16 protein-coding genes are annotated in these 22,686 nt (G+C 40.2%); 12 read left to right on the plus strand and 4 right to left on the minus strand.

From position 1 onward, the window contains the following. The first annotated feature begins 105 nt into the window (after nt 1-105). The 8 genes from rpsL to LG372_RS04535 all read left to right on the plus strand — a co-directional run bounded on the left by rpsL (nt 106) and on the right by LG372_RS04535 (nt 9,485). Nucleotides 106-519: a 30S ribosomal protein S12 gene (rpsL, locus tag LG372_RS04500; protein WP_001142332.1), complete on the plus strand. Its 414-nt coding sequence runs from the start codon at nt 106-108 to the stop codon at nt 517-519. 19 nt (nt 520-538) lie between these two features. Further along, nucleotides 539-1,009, plus strand: a complete 471-nt coding sequence (rpsG, locus tag LG372_RS04505; RefSeq protein WP_000087873.1) for a 30S ribosomal protein S7 — start codon at nt 539-541, stop codon at nt 1,007-1,009. Between the two features lie 397 nt (nt 1,010-1,406). Beyond that, a complete protein-coding gene (gene fusA / locus LG372_RS04510) occupies nt 1,407-3,488 on the plus strand; it encodes an elongation factor G (protein ID WP_000090348.1) in 2,082 nt (693 codons plus the stop codon). A 315-nt stretch (nt 3,489-3,803) separates the two neighbouring features. After that, entirely contained in the window at nt 3,804-5,504 is a 1,701-nt protein-coding gene (locus tag LG372_RS04515; RefSeq protein ID WP_225742221.1) for an acetolactate synthase large subunit, read from the plus strand. After that, on the plus strand, nt 5,497-5,973 hold the full coding sequence (gene ilvN, locus LG372_RS04520) for an acetolactate synthase small subunit (protein ID WP_001253803.1): 477 nt from the start codon (nt 5,497-5,499) through the stop codon (nt 5,971-5,973). The genes LG372_RS04515 and ilvN overlap by 8 nt, the downstream gene beginning before the upstream one ends. Before the next feature lie 65 nt (nt 5,974-6,038). Continuing rightward, nucleotides 6,039-7,061: a ketol-acid reductoisomerase gene (gene ilvC, locus LG372_RS04525; RefSeq protein ID WP_000290683.1), complete on the plus strand. Its 1,023-nt coding sequence runs from the start codon at nt 6,039-6,041 to the stop codon at nt 7,059-7,061. Between the two features lie 114 nt (nt 7,062-7,175). Next, nucleotides 7,176-8,426, plus strand: a complete 1,251-nt coding sequence (gene ilvA / locus LG372_RS04530; protein WP_225742222.1) for a threonine ammonia-lyase IlvA — start codon at nt 7,176-7,178, stop codon at nt 8,424-8,426. 843 nt (nt 8,427-9,269) lie between these two features. Then, nucleotides 9,270-9,485, plus strand: coding sequence for a hypothetical protein (locus tag LG372_RS04535; RefSeq protein WP_001130035.1), 216 nt, complete (start codon nt 9,270-9,272; stop codon nt 9,483-9,485). A 204-nt stretch (nt 9,486-9,689) separates the two neighbouring features. Here the strand turns inward: LG372_RS04535 and LG372_RS04540 are convergent, their stop codons facing one another. Then, complete coding sequence (locus LG372_RS04540) at nt 9,690-10,430, minus strand: amino acid ABC transporter ATP-binding protein (protein ID WP_000189477.1); 741 nt, start codon at nt 10,428-10,430, stop codon at nt 9,690-9,692. After that, nucleotides 10,430-11,995 carry an ABC transporter substrate-binding protein/permease gene (locus LG372_RS04545; protein WP_225742223.1) on the minus strand — a complete coding sequence of 522 codons (1,566 nt, stop codon included), beginning with the start codon at nt 11,993-11,995 and terminating at the stop codon, nt 10,430-10,432. Before LG372_RS04545 ends, LG372_RS04540 begins: the two co-directional genes overlap by 1 nt. 138 nt (nt 11,996-12,133) lie before the next feature. On the opposite strand from LG372_RS04545, the gene LG372_RS04550 reads away from it, so the two are divergent. After that, nucleotides 12,134-14,023, plus strand: a complete 1,890-nt coding sequence (locus LG372_RS04550; protein WP_225742224.1) for a DUF2207 domain-containing protein — start codon at nt 12,134-12,136, stop codon at nt 14,021-14,023. Nucleotides 14,024-14,084: 61 nt separating this feature from the next. After that, the gene (locus tag LG372_RS04555; protein ID WP_049552291.1) at nt 14,085-14,930 is read left to right on the plus strand and encodes an undecaprenyl-diphosphate phosphatase; all 846 of its coding nucleotides are present in this window, start codon (nt 14,085-14,087) and stop codon (nt 14,928-14,930) included. A 32-nt stretch (nt 14,931-14,962) separates the two neighbouring features. Here the strand turns inward: LG372_RS04555 and dinB are convergent, their stop codons facing one another. Beyond that, nucleotides 14,963-16,024, minus strand: coding sequence for a DNA polymerase IV (dinB, locus tag LG372_RS04560; RefSeq protein WP_225742225.1), 1,062 nt, complete (start codon nt 16,022-16,024; stop codon nt 14,963-14,965). A 237-nt stretch (nt 16,025-16,261) separates the two neighbouring features. Between dinB and pflB the strand changes: the two genes are divergently transcribed. Further along, nucleotides 16,262-18,586, plus strand: coding sequence for a formate C-acetyltransferase (pflB, locus tag LG372_RS04565; RefSeq protein WP_000260631.1), 2,325 nt, complete (start codon nt 16,262-16,264; stop codon nt 18,584-18,586). 351 nt (nt 18,587-18,937) lie between these two features. Further along, nucleotides 18,938-21,043 carry an ATP-dependent Clp protease ATP-binding subunit gene (locus LG372_RS04570; RefSeq protein WP_225742226.1) on the plus strand — a complete coding sequence of 702 codons (2,106 nt, stop codon included), beginning with the start codon at nt 18,938-18,940 and terminating at the stop codon, nt 21,041-21,043. A gap of 71 nt (nt 21,044-21,114) precedes the next feature. Here LG372_RS04570 and LG372_RS04575 read toward each other — a convergent pair. After that, a protein-coding gene (locus tag LG372_RS04575; RefSeq protein ID WP_152901422.1) for an IS3 family transposase occupies nt 21,115-22,463 on the minus strand; the annotation gives its coding sequence in 2 pieces (ribosomal slippage) (nt 21,115-22,022 and nt 22,022-22,463; 1,350 coding nt in all). Between the last annotated feature and the right edge of the window lie 223 nt (nt 22,464-22,686).

Genomic DNA, 22,686 nt, shown 5'->3' on the forward strand with positions numbered 1-22,686 from the left:
AAGAGTGTACAGGGACGTGCTGACAAATGTTGCAAAAGTACACACAGATGATAGCTGTCACCAAGTGTATCATCACCAAAAATAAAAAAACACAGGAGAATGTAGATGCCTACAATTAACCAATTGGTTCGCAAACCGCGTAAATCAAAAGTAGAAAAATCTAAATCACCAGCTTTGAACGTTGGTTACAACAGTCATAAAAAAGTTCAAACAAACGTTTCTTCACCACAAAAACGTGGTGTTGCAACTCGTGTTGGAACAATGACACCTAAAAAACCTAACTCAGCCCTTCGTAAATTCGCTCGTGTACGTTTGAGCAACCTTATCGAAGTTACTGCCTACATCCCAGGTATCGGACACAACTTGCAAGAACACAGCGTGGTTCTTCTTCGTGGTGGACGTGTAAAAGACCTTCCAGGGGTACGTTACCATATCGTCCGTGGTGCACTTGATACTGCAGGTGTTAACGATCGTAAACAAGGCCGTTCTAAATACGGTACTAAACGTCCAAAAGCATAAGGAAAGGGGATAAAGAGAAATGAGTCGTAAAAATAGAGCTCCAAAACGTGACGTATTGCCAGATCCGCTTTACAATTCACAACTAGTTACTCGTCTTATCAACCGCGTTATGCTTGATGGTAAACGTGGTACAGCTGCTTCAATCGTTTACGGTGCTTTTGAGCAAATCAAAGAAGCTACTGGAAACGATGCACTTGAAGTATTTGAAACAGCTATGGAAAACATCATGCCTGTACTTGAAGTACGTGCACGTCGTGTTGGTGGTTCTAACTACCAAGTCCCAGTTGAAGTTCGTCCAGAACGTCGTACAACACTTGGACTTCGTTGGTTGGTAACAATCGCTCGTCTTCGTGGTGAACACACAATGCAAGACCGTCTTGCAAAAGAAATCTTGGATGCTGCTAACAACACTGGTGCAGCTGTTAAGAAACGTGAAGATACTCACCGTATGGCTGAAGCTAACCGTGCATTCGCACACTTCCGTTGGTAATATAGGATGCGAAAGCGTTAAGAAAGTTCCAGAGAAAATAGGGAATCAAAGCAGGTTGCGATTGCAACCAATGAGATTCATCTTTTTCTCCAGACTTTTAGCTTGAGCTCAACTAAATCATGATGCTAGGAACAGTAAGGATGCAAGGTGAAAATAGGAAACTGACGCAGTATTCGATGAATACAAGGAAGTTTATCTTTTTCACACAGCATCCCGTTTCAGCTCAACTCAACTAACTTGGGCTTTTAGCCCGAGTTCAATTCAACTTGTAAATTTACAAGTTGAAACCAACAATAGCATGAAAACATTGTGAACGGGTAGGTCCTGCCTATCCGTTTTTATTAAAATCGTGTTATAATAGAATAGAAATCAAAAATAAATAGGAGAAACAAACCTCATGGCACGCGAATTTTCACTTGAAAAAACTCGTAATATCGGTATCATGGCTCACGTCGATGCTGGTAAAACAACAACTACTGAGCGTATTCTTTACTACACTGGTAAAATCCACAAAATCGGTGAAACTCACGAAGGTGCGTCACAAATGGACTGGATGGAGCAAGAGCAAGAACGTGGTATCACTATCACATCTGCTGCGACAACAGCTCAATGGAACAACCACCGCGTAAACATTATCGACACACCAGGACACGTGGACTTCACAATCGAAGTACAACGTTCTCTTCGTGTATTGGATGGTGCGGTTACCGTTCTTGACTCACAATCAGGTGTTGAGCCTCAAACTGAAACAGTTTGGCGTCAAGCAACTGAGTATGGAGTTCCACGTATCGTATTTGCCAACAAAATGGACAAAATCGGTGCTGACTTCCTTTACTCTGTAAGCACACTTCACGATCGTCTTCAGGCAAATGCACACCCAATCCAATTGCCAATCGGTTCTGAAGATGACTTCCGTGGTATCATCGACTTGATCAAGATGAAAGCTGAAATCTATACTAACGACCTTGGTACAGATATCCTTGAAGAAGACATCCCAGCTGAATACCTTGACCAAGCTCAAGAATACCGTGAAAAATTGATCGAAGCAGTTGCTGAAACTGACGAAGAATTGATGATGAAATACCTCGAAGGTGAAGAAATCACTAACGAAGAGTTGAAAGCTGGTATACGTAAAGCGACTATCAACGTTGAATTCTTCCCAGTATTGTGTGGTTCAGCCTTCAAGAATAAAGGTGTTCAATTGATGCTTGATGCGGTTATTGACTACCTTCCAAGCCCACTTGACATCCCAGCAATCAAAGGTATTAACCCAGATACAGACGAAGAAGAAACTCGTCCAGCATCTGACGAAGAGCCATTTGCAGCTCTTGCCTTCAAGATCATGACTGACCCATTCGTAGGTCGTTTGACATTCTTCCGTGTTTACTCAGGTGTTCTTCAATCAGGTTCATACGTATTGAACACTTCTAAAGGTAAACGTGAACGTATTGGACGTATCCTTCAAATGCACGCTAACAGCCGTCAAGAAATTGACACTGTTTACTCAGGTGATATCGCTGCTGCCGTTGGTTTGAAAGATACTACAACTGGTGACTCATTGACAGATGAAAAAGCTAAAATCATCCTTGAGTCAATCAACGTTCCAGAACCAGTTATCCAATTGATGGTTGAGCCAAAATCTAAAGCTGACCAAGATAAGATGGGTATCGCCCTTCAAAAATTGGCTGAAGAAGATCCAACATTCCGCGTTGAAACAAACGTTGAAACTGGTGAGACAGTTATTTCTGGTATGGGTGAGCTTCACCTTGACGTCCTTGTTGACCGTATGCGTCGTGAGTTCAAAGTTGAAGCGAACGTAGGTGCTCCTCAAGTATCTTACCGTGAAACATTCCGCGCTTCTACTCAAGCACGTGGATTCTTCAAACGTCAGTCTGGTGGTAAAGGTCAATTTGGTGATGTATGGATTGAATTTACTCCAAATGAAGAAGGTAAAGGATTCGAATTCGAAAACGCAATCGTCGGTGGTGTGGTTCCTCGCGAATTTATCCCAGCGGTTGAAAAAGGTTTGGTAGAATCTATGGCTAACGGTGTTCTTGCAGGTTACCCAATGGTTGACGTTAAAGCTAAGCTTTACGATGGTTCATACCACGATGTCGACTCATCTGAAACTGCCTTCAAGATCGCGGCTTCACTTGCTCTTAAAGAAGCTGCTAAATCAGCACAACCAGCTATCCTTGAGCCAATGATGCTTGTAACAATCACTGTTCCAGAAGAAAACCTTGGTGATGTTATGGGTCACGTAACTGCTCGTCGTGGACGTGTAGATGGTATGGAAGCACATGGTAACAGCCAAATCGTTCGTGCTTACGTTCCACTTGCTGAAATGTTCGGTTACGCAACAGTTCTTCGTTCTGCATCTCAAGGACGTGGTACATTCATGATGGTATTTGACCACTACGAAGATGTACCTAAGTCAGTACAAGAAGAAATCATTAAGAAAAACAAAGGTGAAGACTAATCAGTCCTCACTCTAGAAGGAAGTCACTTAGTGGCTTCCTTTTTGTATAGTTATTATAAATTTCATTAACTCTGCAAACGTGCAGTGCGCTCAAAAAAATTTCATATAAAAATGAGTTAAAGAAATTTACAATATAAATGCAAATAAATTGCTAAAGAATGTGAATTATATTTTAAAACTTATAAAAAATAGAATAATATTCATAAATAAACGTTAAAATAGAAAATTCAGAAAATTTCTTCTTTTCTCTTGAAAAATTTTGAAAAAATGGTATGATAGTAACAAGTTATTTTTAAGTGAAGAGAAAGGGGAACAATGGAGAAAATCAGTTTAGAATCTCCTAAGACGGGGTCGAACCTAGTTTTGGAAACACTTCGTGATTTAGGAATTGATACCATCTTTGGTTATCCTGGTGGTGCGGTCTTGCCTTTTTATGATGCGATATATAATTTTAAAGGCATTCGCCACATTCTAGGACGCCATGAGCAAGGCTGTCTGCATGAAGCTGAAGGTTATGCTAAATCAACTGGAAAGTTGGGTGTTGCCGTCGTCACTAGCGGACCGGGAGCAACCAATGCCATTACAGGGATTGCGGATGCCATGAGCGACAGTGTTCCCCTTTTGGTCTTTACAGGTCAGGTAGCGCGAGCAGGGATTGGGAAGGATGCCTTTCAGGAGGCAGACATTGTGGGAATTACCATGCCAATCACTAAGTACAATTACCAAGTTCGTGAGACAGCTGATATCCCTCGAATCATTACGGAAGCTGTCCATATCGCAACTACAGGTCGACCAGGACCAGTTGTAATTGACCTACCTAAAGACGTATCTGCTTTGGAAACAGACTTCATCTATTCACCAGAAGTGAACTTACCAAGTTATCAACCGACTCTTGAGCCGAATGATATGCAAATCAAGAAAATCTTGAAGCAATTATCCAAGGCTAAAAAGCCAGTCTTGCTAGCTGGTGGTGGAATTAGTTATGCTGAAGCTGCTGCGGAACTAAATGGATTTGCAGAACGCTATCAGATTCCAGTGGTAACCAGTCTTTTGGGACAAGGTACGATTGCAACGACTCATCCACTCTTCCTTGGAATGGGAGGTATGCATGGGTCTTTCGCAGCTAATATTGCAATGACGGAAGCGGACTTTATGATTAGTATTGGTTGTCGTTTCGATGACCGCTTGACGGGGAATCCTAAGACTTTTGCTAAGAATGCAAAGGTTGCTCACATTGATATTGACCCAGCCGAGATTGGCAAGATTATCAGTGCAGATATTCCTGTAGTTGGAGATGCTAAGAAAGCCTTGCAAATGTTACTAGCAGAACCGACAGTTCATAACAATACTGAGAAATGGATTGAAAAAGTTACTAAAGACAAGAACCGCGTTCGTTCTTATGATAAGAAAGAGCGTGTGGTTCAGCCGCAAGCTGTTATTGAACGAATTGGTGAATTGACAAATGGAGATGCCATTGTGGTAACAGACGTTGGTCAACACCAAATGTGGACAGCCCAGTATTATCCCTACCAAAATGAACGTCAGTTAGTAACTTCAGGCGGTTTGGGAACCATGGGATTTGGAATTCCAGCAGCAATTGGAGCTAAAATTGCTAACCCAGATAAGGAAGTAGTCTTGTTTGTTGGGGATGGCGGTTTCCAAATGACTAACCAGGAATTGGCTATTTTGAACATTTATAAGGTGCCAATCAAGGTGGTCATGCTGAACAATCACTCACTTGGAATGGTTCGCCAGTGGCAGGAATCCTTCTATGAAGGTAGAACATCAGAGTCAGTCTTTGATACCCTTCCTGATTTCCAACTGATGGCACAAGCTTACGGTATTAAAAACTATAAGTTTGACAATCCTGAGACCTTGGCTCAAGACCTTGAAGTCATCACTGAGGATGTTCCTATGCTAATCGAGGTAGATATTTCTCGTAAGGAACAGGTGCTACCAATGGTACCAGCTGGTAAGAGTAATCATGAGATGTTGGGGGTGAAGTTCCATGCGTAGAATGTTAACAGCAAAACTACAAAATCGTTCAGGAGTCCTCAATCGCTTTACTGGCGTTCTGTCTCGTCGTCAGGTTAATATCGAAAGTATCTCTGTTGGAGCAACAGAAGATCCGAATGTATCGCGTATCACCATTATTATTGATGTAGCTTCTCATGATGAAGTGGAACAAATCATTAAGCAACTTAATCGTCAGATTGATGTGATTCGCATTCGTGATATTACAGACAAGCCTCATTTGGAGCGCGAGGTAATTTTGGTTAAGATGTCAGCGCCAGCTGAGAAGCGAGCTGAGATTTTAGCGATTATTCAACCTTTCCGTGCAACGGTGGTAGACGTAGCGCCAAGCTCGATTACCATTCAGATGACTGGAAATGCTGAAAAGAGTGAAGCTCTATTGCGAGTCATTCGACCATACGGTATTCGCAATATTGCTCGAACTGGTGCAACTGGATTTACCCGCGATTAAAAATCTAACTTAAATTTGTTAAACCAGCCTAAAAGGCAATAAATAATAGAAAAGAGAGAAAAACTATGGCAGTTCAAATGGAATATGAAAAAGATGTTAAAGTAGCAGCACTTGACGGTAAAAAAATCGCCGTTATTGGTTATGGTTCGCAAGGACATGCGCATGCTCAAAACTTGCGTGATTCTGGTCGCGATGTCATCATCGGTGTACGTCCAGGTAAATCTTTTGACAAAGCAAAAGAAGATGGATTTGACACTTACACAGTAGCAGAAGCTACTAAATTGGCTGATGTTATCATGATTTTGGCACCAGACGAAATCCAACAAGAATTGTACGAAGCAGAAATCGCTCCAAACTTGGAAGCTGGAAATGCAGTTGGATTTGCCCATGGTTTCAACATTCACTTTGAATTTATCAAAGTTCCTGCAGATGTAGATGTCTTCATGTGTGCTCCTAAAGGACCAGGACACTTGGTACGTCGTACTTACGAAGAAGGATTTGGTGTGCCAGCTCTTTACGCAGTTTATCAAGATGCAACAGGAAATGCTAAAAACATTGCTATGGACTGGTGTAAAGGTGTTGGGGCAGCTCGTGTAGGTCTTCTTGAAACAACTTATAAAGAAGAAACTGAAGAAGATTTGTTTGGTGAACAAGCTGTACTTTGTGGTGGTTTGACTGCCCTTATCGAAGCAGGTTTCGAAGTCTTGACAGAAGCAGGTTACGCTCCAGAATTGGCTTACTTTGAAGTTCTTCACGAAATGAAATTGATTGTTGACTTGATTTACGAAGGTGGCTTCAAGAAAATGCGTCAATCAATTTCAAACACTGCTGAGTACGGTGACTATGTATCAGGTCCACGTGTAATCACTGAGCAAGTTAAAGAAAACATGAAAGCTGTCTTGGCGGACATCCAAAATGGTAAATTTGCGAATGACTTTGTGAATGATTATAAAGCTGGACGTCCAAAATTGACTGCTTACCGTGAACAAGCAGCTAACCTTGAAATTGAAAAAGTTGGTGCAGAATTGCGTAAAGCAATGCCATTCGTTGGTAAAAACGACGACGATGCATTCAAAATCTATAACTAATTGATAGAAATCAAGTTGAAGGCGAGTTGGGGGGACCTAACTCGCTTTTATAATCAATTCATCTCTGTTTGAAAGGATGGATTGCGATAGTATGAAATAGTCTAGGAGAAAAAGATGTTAAGTTCAAAAGATATCATCAAGGCTCACAAGGTCTTGAACGGTGTGGTTGTGAATACCCCACTGGATTATGACCATTATTTATCGGAGAAGTATGGTGCTAAGATTTATTTGAAAAAGGAAAATGCTCAACGTGTTCGTTCCTTTAAAATTCGTGGTGCCTATTATGCTATTTCTCAGCTCAGCAAGGAAGAGCGTGAGCGTGGGGTAGTCTGTGCTTCTGCGGGAAACCATGCGCAGGGAGTTGCCTATACTTGTAATGAAATGAAGATTCCTGCTACTATTTTTATGCCCATTACAACTCCGCAACAAAAGATTGGCCAGGTTCGCTTTTTTGGTGGTGACTTCGTAACCATTAAACTAGTTGGAGATACCTTTGATGCCTCAGCTAAAGCAGCTCAAGAATTTACAGTTTCTGAAAATCGTACCTTTATTGATCCTTTTGATGATGCCCATGTTCAGGCAGGTCAAGGAACAGTTGCTTATGAGATTTTAGAAGAAGCTCGAAAAGAATCGATTGATTTTGATGCTGTCTTGGTTCCTATTGGTGGCGGCGGTCTCATTGCTGGGGTTTCTACCTATATCAAGGAAACAAGTCCAGAAATTGAGGTTATCGGTGTAGAGGCTAATGGAGCGCGTTCCATGAAGGCTGCCTTTGAAGCTGGTGGACCTGTTAAACTCAAGGAGATTGATAAATTTGCTGATGGGATTGCCGTGCAAAAAGTAGGTCAGTTGACCTATGAAGCAACTCGTCAACATGTTCAGACTTTAGTAGGTGTCGATGAGGGGTTGATTTCTGAAACCTTGATTGACCTTTACTCTAAGCAAGGGATTGTTGCAGAACCTGCTGGAGCGGCTAGTATCGCCTCTCTAGAGGTGTTGGCTGAATATATCAAGGGGAAAACCATTTGTTGTATCATTTCTGGAGGAAATAATGATATCAACCGTATGCCAGAAATGGAAGAACGTGCCTTGATTTATGATGGGATCAAGCATTACTTTGTGGTTAATTTTCCACAGCGTCCGGGGGCTTTGCGTGAGTTTGTAAATGATATCTTGGGGCCAAATGATGATATCACACGTTTTGAGTATATCAAACGAGCTAGCAAGGGGACAGGCCCAGTATTGATTGGGATTGCCTTGGCAGATAAGCATGATTATGCAGGCTTGATTCGTCGAATGGAAGGTTTTGATCCATCTTATATTAACTTAAATGGTAATGAAACGCTCTATAATATGCTTGTCTGAGGACTAATAAAAAAATATCATATTATTTGCACAACAGATGTATAGGTGCTATAATGAGGGTGAAGAAAGGGGGCGATTCCTATGGACTTAGGAAATCGATTACGCTATTTCTATCACAAGTCATTATAGTACCTATTATTTTTTGATTCGGTTTATAGTAAGGTAGTAAAATTACTTGTTATATATAAGGAGTATTTTTAGAATACACTATTTTATATATGTCTAATCTAAAAATTGGCTAAATATAATAGGAATTAGAAAAAATAATCAATACTAATGAGAAGCCTTATACTGAGTTAACTGAGAAGAGTGATAAGATACTAAGAAGATAAAAACAGTGGAAAATATTGGAAGATAGGATACTATTGTTTCCTAACTACTCATCTTTTTATAGGTTTGAAGAAATAAAAGGAATATTGATAAAGTAAATAAATAGTACCAGTTGAGCAAGTGAAAGGTGCTTATAAAGGCAGGAAGAATATCAAAGAAGGAGAAGAGAAATAATAGTTAGTAATAGTGTGGAGAGCAAGTCTTCTGCTATTAGAAATATTATTTTAAAGTTAGGTAAATAGAATAAAGTTGAGTATAAAACCTGTCTAATCTATCAAGAATTGCTATTTGCAAAGTATGAATAATTTTACAAACAAAAGAGTTAATAATACAATTATTTTAAAGGTATTTACTAATGGTTTATAGCAAGGGGAAACCTATATATTATCGGCTTTAATAAGATAGTAATAGAAAAATAAATCATTAATTTTATTGAATATATGTTTTTTTATTGACAAAAGTCATAAAAACGTATACAATTAAATATCGTAAAGAAGAAAATAGGAGAAGGACATGGCTAAGTCAAACTTTGAAAAAGTAGAATCAGTTGTTGGCTGGGTTCGTGATAAGAAAATCACAGGCTACCGTATCTCTAAAGAAACGAATGCGCGTGAAATGTCTATCATTGCTCTAGCGCAGGGGCGTGCAAAAGTAAAAAATATTTCGTTTGAAACAGCTCTAGGTTTAATTGATTTCTATGATAAAAATCATGAAAAATTTGAAGATTAATCTTTGGATAATGGCGGATTCTTGAATAAGGTCTGCCTTTTCATTTTGATACTCAATGAAAATCAAAGAGCAAACTAGGAAGCTAGCCGTAGGTTGCTCAAAACACTGTTTTGAGGTTGCAGATAGAGCTGACGTGGTTTGAAGAGATTTTCGAAGAGTATGAGGACAGCAAAAAGACTGCACGGTTGATGCAGCCTTTTCTTTTTATTTGAGATAGCGTTGAAGGAACTCTTTTGTACGGTCTTCTTTAGGATTGGTGAAGAGGTCTTCTGGTTTGCCTTCTTCAGCAATCACCCCCTTATCCATAAAGATAACACGGTGAGAGACATCACGGGCGAATTCCATTTCGTGGGTTACGACAATCATAGTCAAGCCTTCCTGAGCCAGATCTTGCATGATTTTGAGGACTTCTCCAACCATTTCTGGATCGAGAGCTGATGTTGGTTCATCAAAGAGAATGGCGTCCGGATTCATGGAGAGGGCACGAGCGATGGCCACACGTTGTTTTTGACCACCTGAGAGTTGTTTTGGTTTCGCTTGCCAGTAGCGTTCTCCCATGCCGACCTTTTCAAGGTTTTCTTTGGCAATCTTTTCAGCTTCTGTACGTTCGCGTTTAAGGACAGTCGTCTGAGCGACAATTGTGTTTTCAAGTACGTTAAGATTTTCAAAGAGGTTAAAGGATTGGAACACCATCCCCAACTTTTCACGGTATTGCGTGAGGTCATAGCCTTTTTCGAGGACGTTTTGTCCATGATAAAGGATTTGTCCATCAGTTGGTGTTTCAAGTAGGTTAATGGAGCGTAGGAAGGTTGATTTTCCGCTTCCAGAGCTTCCGATGATAGAGATGACTTCTCCCTTGTGGACGGTCAGAGAAATGTCTTTTAGCACTTCGTTTTGTCCATAGGATTTCTTGAGGTGTTTAATTTCAAGGATTGCTTGTGTCATTATTTCAAATCCTCCGTTTGCATTTGGTTAGCACCTGTAGTATAGGTATCCATGTCCATTCGGCGCTCGATGAAGCGTAGGATACGTGTTACGGTGAAGGTGAGGACAAAGTAAATCACGGCGATGATTGTAAATGTCTGGAAGTATTGATAGGTTTGAGTTGCTACGGTATTTCCTGAGAAGTAAAGTTCGACAACCGAGATAACGTTCAATACAGATGTATCTTTGATATTGATGACAAATTCATTACCAGTTGCTGGTAGGATGTTACGAACTACCTGAGGGAGGACAATCTTACGCATGGTTTGGTTATGGGTCATACCAAGAGCAGTCGAAGCTTCAAATTGTCCCTTGTCAACTGCTAGAATACCACCACGTACGATTTCAGTCATGTAGGCACCAGTGTTGATCGAAACGATGAAGATAGCAGCCAGTGTGCGGTCAAGGTTGATACCGAAAGCTTGGGCAGTTCCATAGTAGATAACCATCGATTGAACGATCATTGGGGTACCACGGAAAATTTCAATGTAGACATTGAGAATCCAGCCGACTAGTTTTTGTAAGCCATAAATGGCTTTATTCTCAGATAGAGGAGCAGTACGGAAGACACCAATGGCAAGTCCAATAATGAGACCTGTGATGGTTCCAACGATTGAGATTAAAAGAGTGATACCAGCACCACGCAATAGTTGTTGCCAGTTCTCAGAAAGAATTTTAGCGACTTGGCTAAAGAAACTACTGCTAGTCTCTTCAGTTGTTGTAGCTTCGGCAGGTTGTTCCTTGATCATACGATCCATCAAGGTAACTTGGTCATCTTTTGAAATGGTTTCAATGCTGGCATTGATTTGGCTAATACGATTGTCATCTTTACGAAGTCCAATGGCGATAGCCGTATCTTCTTCTCCAGTTTTGAAACCAGGTTCTACTTGGACCATCTTAAACTTAGAGTTGGCAGCTTCAGCAGTCAGTGCTTCTGGGCGTTCAGAAACATAGGCATCGATGACACCAGCCTCAAGAGCTTGGCGCATTTGAGCGAAGTCTCCCATGGCTGTTTCTTTTTTAGCACCTGTGATTTGTGCAATCAAATCGTAAAGGTAAACCCCTTGTTGAGAAGTGATTTTTGCACCATTAAAGTCATCTAAAGATTTGGCATTTGCGTAGGCAGAATCTTTTTTGACCAGTAGAACTGGTTCGCTAGTGTAGTAGCTACTTGAAAAGGCAATTTCTTGTTTACGCTCGGCAGTAGGACTCATACCTGCGATAATCATGTCGATCTTACCAGAAGTAAGGGCAGGAACTAGGCCTTCCCACTTTGTTTTAACAACCAAAGGTTCTTTACCTAAGTCCTTAGCGATTTTCTTGGCGATTTGAACATCGTATCCGTTAGCATACTGGTTAGTCCCATCGATTTTGACAGCCCCATTGCTATCATCATCCTGAGTCCAGTTAAAGGGGGCATATGCCGCTTCCATACCGATGCGTAAATATTCATCGGCTTGAGCAACATTGACAAGTCCCAGCATCAGCAAGAGACTTGTGAAAATAGATAAGTATATTTTTCTCATGATTTCTCCTATTTCTAATCTATTAAAAAATAACTGTCTCCTATTTTATCGAAAAAAACTCTATTTTTCAATATAGGTAAGCCCTTACTTGAGAAAAAATGATATAATGATAGCAAAGATAAAAAGGGGGATTAGTTGATGAAAAAAACTTTTTTCTTACTGGTGTTAGGCTTGTTTTGCCTTCTTCCACTCTCTGTTTTTGCCATTGATTTCAAGATAAACTCTTATCAAGGAGATTTGTATATTCATGCAGACAATACGGCAGAATTTAGACAAAAGATAGTTTATCAGTTTGAGGAGGACTTTAAGGGCCAAATCGTGGGACTTGGACGTGCTGGCAAGATGCCTAGCGGATTTGACATTGACCCTCATCCGAAGGTTCAGGCTGCGAAAAACGGTGCTGAACTGACAGATGTTACTAGCGAAGTAACAGAAGGAGCAGATGGTTATACTGTTAAAGTTTATAATCCAGGTCAAGATGGCGACACAGTTGAAGTTGACCTTGTCTGGAACTTAAAAAATTTGCTTTTTCTATATGATGACATCGCTGAATTAAATTGGCAACCTCTGACAGATAGTTCAGGGGCTATTGGAAAGTTTGAATTTCATGTAAGGGGAGATAAGGGGGCTGAAAAACTCTTTTTCCATACAGGGAAACTTTTTAGAGAGGGAACGATTGAAAAGAGTAACCTTGATTATACTATCCGTTTAGACAATCTTCCGGCTAAGCGTGGAGTTGAATTGCATGCATACTGGCCTCGAACTGATTTTGCTAGCGCTAGGGATCAGGGATTGAAAGGCAATCGTTTAGAAGAGTTTAATAAGATAGAAGACTCGATTTTTAAAGAAAAAGAGCAAAGTAAACAACTCGTTACGTGGGTGTTTCCTTCTATACTTTCTATCTCCTTGTTATTGAGTATTTGCTTTTATTTTATTTATAGAAGAAAGACCACTCCTTCGGTCAAATATGCCAAAAATCATCGTATCTATGAACCACCAATGGAATTAGAGCCTATGGTTTTATCAGAGGCTGTCTACTCTACCTCCTTGGAGGAAGTGAGTCCCTTGGTCAAGGGAGCTGGAAAATTCACCTTTGATCAACTTATTCAAGCTACCTTGCTAGATGTGATAGACCGTGGAAATGTCTCTATCATTTCAGAAGGAGATGCAGTTGGTTTGAGGCTAGTAAAAGAAGATGGTTTGTCAGGCTTTGAGAAAGACTGTCTAGATCTGGCTTTTTCAGGCAAAAAAGAAGAAACTCTTTCCAATTTGTTTGCGGATTACAAGGTATCTGATAGCCTTTATCGTAGAGCAAAAGTCTCTGATGAAAAACGGATTCAAGCAAAGGGGCGTCAGCTCAAATCTTCTTTTGAAGAAGTATTGAAAGAGATGCAAGAAGGAGTGAGAAATAGAGTTACCTTCTGGGGGCTTCCGGATTACTACCGTCCTTTAACTGGTGGGGAAAAGGCCTTGCAAGTGGGTATGGGTGCTTTGACTATCCTGCCCCTATTTATCGAATTTGGCTTGTTCTTGTACAGTTTGGATGTTTATGGCTATCTTTACATCCCCTTGCCAATACTTGGTTTTCTAGGTTTGGTTTTGGCTGTTTTCTATTATTGGAAGCTTCGACTAGATAATCGTGATGGTGTCCTGAATGAAGCAGGGGCAGAAGTCTACTATCTCTGGACCAGTTTTGAAAATATGTTGCGTGAGATTGCAAGATTGGATCAGGCTGAATTGGAAAGTATTGTGGTCTGGAATCGCCTTTTGGTCTATGCGACCTTATTTGGCTATGCGGACAAGGTCAGCCATTTGATGAAGGTTCATCAGATTAAAGTGGGAAATCCAGATATCAATCTCTATGTAGATTATGGCTGGCACGGTATGTTTTATCATTCAAGCGCGCAAATGAGCCATTATGCCAGCATCGCAAACACAGCAAGTACCTATTCCGTATCTTCTGGAAATGGAAGTTCTGGCGGTGGCTTCTCCGGAGGTGGAGGCGGTGGCAGTATCGGTGCCTTTTAAAGAGAACTGTCACAGACTAAAAAAATATGCTATAATGGAAGATAGAAAAAAGGAGTAATCTATGTATCTTATTGAAATTTTAAAATCTATCTTCTTCGGTATTGTTGAAGGAATTACGGAATGGCTGCCGATTTCAAGTACAGGTCACTTGATTTTAGCAGAGGAATTTATCCAATACCAAAATCAAAATGAAGTCTTTATGTCCATGTTTAATGTCGTGATTCAGCTTGGTGCGATTTTGGCGGTTATGGTGATTTACTTTAATAAGCTCAATCCCTTTAAACCGGGTAAAGACAAGCAGGAAGTTCGTCGAACTTGGCAACTGTGGTCTAAAGTTCTTGTAGCTACTTTACCTTTGCTTGCTGTATTTAAGTTTGATGATTGGTTTGATACTCACTTCCATAATATGGTTTCAGTTGCTCTCATGTTGATTATCTATGGGATTGCCTTTATCTATTTGGAAAAGCGCAATAAAGTGCGTGCTATCGAGCCAAGTGTAACAGAGTTGGACAAGCTTCCTTATACGACAGCCTTCTATATCGGCCTCTTCCAAGTTCTTGCCCTTTTACCTGGAACAAGTCGTTCTGGGGCAACGATTGTCGGTGGTTTGTTAAATGGAACGAGTCGTTCTGTTGTGACAGAATTTACCTTCTATTTAGGGATTCCTGTTATGTTTGGAGCTAGTGCATTAAAGATTTTCAAATTTGTAAAAGCAGGACAACTCTTGAACTTTGGGCAATTGTTCTTGCTCTTGGTTGCGATGGGAGTAGCTTTTGCAGTCAGCATGGTGGCTATTCGCTTTTTGACCAGCTATGTGAAAAAACACGACTTTACCCTTTTCGGTAAATACCGTATTGTACTCGGTAGCGTCTTGCTACTGTATAGCTTTGTCCGTTTATTTGTATAAGAAAAACCTTGAAGGGGCAGCTCTTCAAGGTTTTAAAATCCAGTCAGGGTAATCCCCAATAGGCGGACCCCTCTTTCTTTTTCGCTTAACTCTTCATAGAGTTGCAGGGCTATTTGGCTTATCTGACTAGCATCCTGTGTTTTTTGAGGCAGACTTTTTCGTTTAGTGAGAGTTGAAAAGTCCTCGTAGCGAATTTTCAAAATGACAATTTTTCCAGCTTTTTCTTGCTGATTGAGATTGAGAGCGACTCTTTCTGATAGAAGAATCAGCTCTTTTTTGATGTCTTCCTCGGCACGGAGAATCTTTCCATAGGTTTTCTCCTTACCGATTGATTTACGGATACGATTGGATTTGACTGGAGAGTTGTGAATGCCACGAGCCTTTCGATAAAGGTCATAACCCAGTCTACCAAAACGGTCTATCAGAGTCACTTCAGGAACTTCAAGTAGGTCAGCGCCAGTAAAAATACCCATTTGATGAAGTCGTTCCACCGTCTTTTTTCCTACTCCATGAAACTTGGAAATATCCATTTGTTTGAGAAAGTCCTCAGCCTGGTTAGGTAGAATCACTGTCAGACCATGTGGTTTTTGATAGTCACTAGCCATTTTAGCTAAGAATTTGTTATAAGAAACGCCAGCAGAAGCAGTCAGATGGAGTTCTTGCCAGATATCTTTTTGAATGAGGCGAGCGATTTTGACCGCTGACTTGATACCGAGTTTATTTTCTGTTACATCCAAATAGGCTTCGTCAATACTCATAGGTTCAATCAAATCTGTATAGCGCTTAAAGATAGTTCGAATCTGGAATCCCACAGACTTGTATTTTTCATAATTCCCTGAGATAAAGACGGCCTGGGGGCAACGCTCATAGGCTTCCTTGGAACTCATGGCTGAATGGACACCAAAAGCTCGAGCTTCATAGCTACAAGTGGACACGACACCACGCCCACCTGTTTGCCGAGGGTCGCTTCCGATAATGACAGGTTTTCCTCTGAGTTTAGGATTATCTCTGATTTCCACCGCAGCAAAAAAGGCATCCATGTCAATATGGATGATTTTTCTTGACAAATCATTTAACAAAGGAAAAATCAACATGCCTAGCACCTTTTTACTGCTTATTTTCTTTTATTATACCCTTTTTTCTGAAAAAAGGAAAAAAGGGTATATTTTTTTCAAAAATATAATACAGTTTGGGGTAAAGTATAGACTGTTTTAGAAAAGAAAGTGTAAAAACAGGGATTTTTCGCTTGTTGAAATCGGTTACTGTATGGTATACTTGTCTCATGAATGTAACAGATGACTGTTACTAGAAAGAAAAAAGAGGACATTAACATGGTTGTTAAGACAGTTGTTGAAGCACAAGATATTTTTGATAAAGCTTGGGAAGGCTTCAAAGGCGTAGATTGGAAAGAAAAAGCAAGTGTATCACGCTTCGTACAAGCTAACTACACACCTTACGATGGAGACGAAAGCTTCCTTGCAGGACCAACAGAACGTTCACTTCACATCAAAAAAATTGTAGAAGAAACTAAAGCACACTACGAAGAAACTCGTTTCCCAATGGACACTCGTCCAACATCTATTGCTGATATCCCAGCAGGATTTATCGATAAAGAAAACGAAGTTATCTTCGGTATCCAAAACGATGAACTCTTCAAATTGAACTTCATGCCAAAAGGTGGTATCCGTATGGCTGAAACTACTTTGAAAGAAAATGGATACGAACCAGACCCAGCTGTTCACGAAATCTTCACTAAATACGTAACAACAGTTAACGACGGTATTTTCCGTGCTTACACTTCAAACATCCGTCGCGCACGTCACGCACACACTGTAACTGGTCTTCCAGATGCATACTCACGCGGTCGTATCATCGGTGTTTACGCACGTCTTGCTCTTTACGGTGCAGACTACTTGATGCAAGAAAAAGTAAACGACTGGAATGCAATCGAAGAAATCGATGAAGAAACAATCCGTCTTCGTGAAGAAATCAACCTTCAATACCAAGCATTGCAACAAGTTGTTCGCTTGGGGGACCTTTACGGAGTTGACGTTCGCAAACCAGCGATGAACGTTAAAGAAGCTATCCAATGGGTTAACATCGCCTTCATGTCTGTCTGCCGTGTTATCAACGGTGCTGCTACATCTCTAGGACGTGTACCAATCGTTTTGGACATCTTTGCAGAACGTGACCTTGCTCGTGGTACATTTACTGAATCAGAAATCCAAGAATTCGTTGATGATTTCGTTATGAAACTTCGTACAGTTAAATTTGCTCGTACTAAAGCTTACGACCAATTGTACTCAGGTGACCCAACTTTCATCACAACTTCTATGGCTGGTATGGGTAACGACGGTCGTCACCGTGTTACTAAGATGGACTACCGTTTCTTGAACACTCTTGACAACATCGGTAACTCTCCAGAACCAAACTTAACAGTTCTTTGGACTGACAAATTGCCATACAACTTCCGTCGCTACTGTATGCACATGAGCCACAAACACTCTTCTATCCAATACGAAGGTGTAACAACAATGGCTAAAGACGGATATGGTGAAATGAGCTGTATCTCATGCTGTGTGTCTCCACTTGACCCAGAAAATGAAGAACAACGCCACAACATCCAGTACTTCGGTGCGCGTGTAAACGTATTGAAAGCCCTTCTTACTGGTTTGAACGGTGGTTATGACGATGTTCACAAAGATTACAAAGTATTTGACATCGAACCAATCCGTGACGAAGTTCTTGAATTTGAATCAGTTAAAGCTAACTTTGAAAAATCTCTTGACTGGTTGACTGACACTTACGTAGATGCTTTGAACATCATCCACTACATGACTGATAAGTACAACTACGAAGCTGTTCAAATGGCATTCTTGCCAACTAAACAACGTGCGAACATGGGATTCGGTATCTGTGGATTTGCTAACACAGTTGATACATTGTCAGCTATCAAGTACGCTACAGTTAAACCAATCCGTGATGAAAATGGCTACATCTACGATTACGAAACAATCGGTGAATACCCACGTTGGGGTGAAGACGACCCACGTTCAAACGAATTGGCAGAATGGTTGATTGAAGCTTACACAACTCGTCTACGTAGCCATAAACTTTATAAAGATGCGGAAGCTACAGTTTCACTTTTGACTATCACATCTAATGTTGCTTACTCTAAACAAACTGGTAACTCACCAGTCCACAAAGGTGTATACCTCAACGAAGATGGTTCTGTGAACTTGTCTAAACTTGAATTCTTCTCACCAGGTGCTAACCCATCTAACAAAGCTAAAGGTGGATGGTTGCAAAACTTGAACTCACTTTCTAGCCTTGACTTTAGTTATGCAGCTGATGGTATCTCATTGACTACACAAGTTTCACCTCGTGCTCTTGGTAAGACTCGTGATGAACAAGTTGATAACTTGGTAACAATCCTTGATGGTTACTTCGAAAACGGTGGACAACACGTTAACTTGAACGTTATGGACTTGAACGATGTTTACGAAAAGATCATGTCAGGTGAAGACGTTATCGTACGTATCTCTGGATACTGTGTAAACACTAAATACCTCACTCCAGAACAAAAAACTGAATTGACACAACGTGTATTCCACGAAGTTCTTTCAATGGATGATGCCTTGGATGCGTTGAGCTAAGATTATATAAAATAATACAAAGAAGGACTAGTTAAAAGCTAGTTCTTCTTTTTGTAAAATTTATTGGTCAATTAAAGTCAAATTACTTGACCTTTTTTGACTAATGTAGTATATTATGAACGTAAGGTAAATGAAAACCTTGCTAGAACACTTATTTAAAGTAAAATAGAAAGAGGTGGGGTCTATGTTTAATCTAGAAATCTTTAGAAGTAAAGATAGTCTACTCCTGCTTGAAAAAGAAAAACCAGAAATAGTACGTAGAGTAGCGATTTAGCTAGTCTAAATTTTTTAAAACAAAGGTCAAAGATAGTCAATATCAGTAATAATAAATAACAAAAAGAGGTAAAGAATATGAACAACAACTTTAATAATTTTAACAACATGGATGATTTATTTAACCAATTGATGGGTGGTATGCGTGGATATAGTTCTGAAAATCGCCGTTACTTAATTAATGGACGCGAAGTCACACCTGAGGAATTTGCTCACTATCGTGCAACTGGCCAATTGCCAGGAAATGCAGAAGTTGATGGAAAAATGCCACAACAGGCATCAGGTATGAAACAAGACGGTGTACTTGCAAAACTAGGTCGAAACTTGACTGCAGAAGCGCGTGAGGGAAAGCTGGATCCTGTTATCGGACGAAACAAGGAAATTCAAGAAACAGCTGAAATCCTCTCACGTCGTACCAAGAACAATCCTGTACTTGTCGGAGATGCAGGTGTTGGTAAGACAGCCGTTGTCGAAGGTCTAGCACAAGCCATTGTGAACGGAGATGTTCCAGCTGCTATTAAGAATAAGGAAATCATTTCCATTGATATCTCAGGTCTTGAGGCTGGTACTCAATACCGTGGTAGCTTTGAAGAAAACGTTCAAAACCTAGTCAATGAGGTCAAAGAAGCGGGAAATATCATTCTCTTCTTTGATGAAATTCACCAAATTCTCGGTGCTGGTAGCACTGGTGGAGATAGTGGATCTAAAGGGCTTGCGGATATTCTCAAGCCAGCCCTCTCTCGTGGGGAATTGACTGTGATTGGAGCGACAACTCAAGACGAATATCGTAACACCATCTTGAAAAATGCAGCTCTTGCTCGTCGTTTCAACGAAGTTAAGGTCAATGCTCCTTCAGCAGAGGATACCTTTAAAATCCTTCAAGGGATTCGTGATCTCTATCAACAACACCATAATGTCATCTTGCCAGATGAAGTCTTGAAAGCAGCAGTAGATTATTCTGTCCAATACATTCCACAACGCAGCTTGCCAGATAAGGCTATCGACCTTGTCGATGTAACAGCGGCTCACTTGGCAGCTCAGCATCCAGTAACAGATGTTCATGCTGTTGAACGTGAAATTGAGGCGGAAAAAGACAAGCAAGAAAAAGCAGTTGAGGCAGAAGATTTTGAAGCAGCTCTAAACTATAAAACACGCATCGCAGAATTGGAAAAGAAAATCGAAAACCATACAGAAGATATGAAAGTGACTGCAAGTGTCAACGATGTGGCTGAATCTGTAGAACGTATGACGGGTATTCCAGTATCTCAAATGGGGGCTACGGACATCGAACGTTTGAAAGATATGGGTCATCGTTTGCAGACGAAAGTTATTGGTCAAGATAAGGCCGTTGAAGCAGTAGCAAAAGCTATCCGTCGTAACCGTGCTGGTTTTGATGAAGGAAATCGCCCAATCGGTAGCTTCCTCTTTGTAGGTCCTACTGGTGTTGGTAAGACTGAGTTGGCTAAACAATTGGCTCTTGATATGTTCGGAACGAAAGATGCTATCATCCGTTTGGACATGTCAGAATACAGCGACCGCACAGCCGTATCTAAATTGATTGGTACAACTGCAGGTTATGTTGGTTACGATGACAACAACAATACCTTGACAGAACGCGTCCGTCGCAATCCATACTCAATCGTCCTTCTCGACGAAATTGAAAAGGCTGACCCTCAAGTCATCACCCTTCTCCTTCAAGTTTTGGACGATGGTCGTTTGACAGATGGTCAAGGTAACACTGTCAACTTCAAGAATACGGTGATTATCGCAACTTCAAACGCAGGCTTTGGTTACGAAGCTAACTTGACAGAAGATGCTGATAAACCAGAATTGATGGATCGTTTGAAACCTTACTTCCGTCCAGAATTCCTTAACCGTTTCAATGCTGTCATCGAATTCTCACACTTGAGCAAAGAAGATCTTTCTAAGATTGTGGACTTGATGTTGGTTGAAGTTAACAAGACGCTTTCTAAGAAAGACATTGACTTGGCAGTGAGCGAAGCTGCTAAAGAATACATGACTGAAGAAGGATATGATGAAGTTATGGGTGTTCGTCCACTCCGTCGTGTGGTTGAACAACAAATCCGAGATAAAGTGACAGATTTCCACTTGGATAATCTTGATGCTAAACACCTAGAAGCTGACATGGAAGATGGTGTTTTGGTCATTCGTGAAAAAGCCTAAATCAAGATTTTGAAAATAAAAAAAGGAACCAGTTCAAAAGTGTACTGACCCCAAAAAGTTAGACAAATAATTTAAGTAAAGGATTTAGTTCTGTATTGCACAGGACTAAGTCCTTTTAATTTTACCTTAATGCGTTTATTGTTGTAGTAATCAATATAGTCTACAATAGCTTGCTCCAATTGATTAAGTGATTTAAACGTCTTCTCGTAACCATAAAACATTTCGGATTTCAAAATACCAAAGAAGGATTCCATCATGCCGTTGTCTGGGCTGTTACCCTTACGCGACATAGATGGCTGGATTCCTTTATCCTCTAAAAAATGATGATAGAAATCGTGTTGGTATTGCCATCCCTGGTCACTATGGAGAATTGTATTTTCGTAATATTCCTCTGTAAAGGTTTGTTCTAGCATATCTTTCACTTGTATCAAGTTCGGTGACGTAGAAAGATTATAGGCGATAATTTCGCTGTTAAAACCATCTAAAACTGGTGATAAATAGAGCTTTTGGCTGCTTGCCGGAATGGCAAACTCTGTCACATCTGTATAGCACTTTTCCATTGGATTCGATGCTTCAAATTGGCGTTGAATAAGGTTATCTGCTTTCTTGCCAATCTCTCCTTGGTAGGAAGAATACTTGCGTTTACGACGAATTCGGGCACTTAAACCAAGGATCTTCATCAGACGTTGGACCTTCTTATGGTTCACTACAAAACCACGATTCCTCAATTCTAGAGTCATTCGGCGATAACCATAATTTCCTTTATGCTCAGTAAAAATAGCTTGAATTTCATCTTTAATATCATGATTTTTATCGCTTTTATTTAACTGCTTTAGCTGGTAATAATAGGTTGAACGAGCTAGCTTAATAATCTTTAGAAGAATCTCTAAGGCAAACTCCGTTACCAATCCTCGGACAATTTCTGTTTTTCTTTTCGCTCCTTTTCGTCCCTCAATCGGAGTTCTCTCAACTTTTTTAGAATGGCATTCTCCGCTCTCAAGTACTCATTTTCTGCTTGAAGTCGCTCTAGCTCTGTCATCTCTTCGGGCTTCTTCTTTGGTTTACGTCCCATTTTAGGTGCTCTCCCTCTTGTTTTCTCAACAATAGTATACCCGTTTTTCTTATATTGTGCCAGCCAATTAGGCAACATTCCAACACTTGGAAGAGCATAATCTAGAGATACCCTTATTTGCGAACGACCTTCGAGAAGAACTTTATCAATGATCTCTTGTTTTAGTTCAGGTGAATAGTAACAATTCTTTCCTTTTTTGACGAACTCCATTCCGTAACGATCAATCAATTTAATCATGTACCTAAGATTAGAATTGTTTATCCCAAATTTATTTGAAAGCTTCTCTATGCTATATCCTTGTTTTCTAAGTTTATAGATCTGAACTTTATCATCATAAGTTAATTTCATAATAAAAACACCCCAAAAGTTAGATTTTTTCTGTCTAACTTTTGGGGTGCAGTTCATACTTCCATAAAATACAAATCTTTTTTATTTGTAAAATTGCCACTACTAGCTATTTTGTACGCAGTTGTTATCAACTTCATACTTAGTTTTAAGTTGACAGCTATAAGTGACTTGCTAACGTCTAAAGGCATTGTCCCTTTAATTTTAATTATTCTACTAGCTTATC

The organism is Streptococcus sp. Marseille-Q5112, assembly GCF_916700555.1.
GTDB classification, from domain to species: Bacteria; Bacillota; Bacilli; order Lactobacillales; family Streptococcaceae; genus Streptococcus; species Streptococcus symci.